The following is a 248-nucleotide window of genomic DNA, read 5'->3' as shown; positions in this document are numbered from 1 at the left end:
CCGTCCCGTCCGCTGCGGGTGGGTCCACTTCCGTGTGACCAGGCGGCGGTGCCACCGCAGAACGGTGCCGGGCGCGACCAGCCGGTGCGCCCGCAGCGCTCTGGGCAGGAGTCGGATCAGTGCGGCGAGGACCGCCCGGTCCGCCCAGTCCCACCGGGGCTTGGGCTGGGTGCGGCGCAGCACCGCGACCTCATGCCGCAGCACGAGCAACTCGATGTCCTTTGACGCCGACGAACGGCCGAAGAGAA

General features: G+C 72.6%; 1 pseudogene. It reads right to left on the bottom strand.

From position 1 onward, the window contains the following. Nucleotides 1-248 (bottom strand): annotated as a pseudogene (locus tag FMEAI12_RS00220) (transposase); the annotation flags it as partial.

Origin of the sequence: Parafrankia sp. Ea1.12, assembly GCF_900465275.1 — a bacterium.
Classification (GTDB): domain Bacteria; phylum Actinomycetota; class Actinomycetes; order Frankiales; family Frankiaceae; genus Parafrankia; species Parafrankia soli.
Note: the sequence above shows the minus strand (reverse complement) of the source record. Positions and strands in the feature narration are given on the sequence as shown.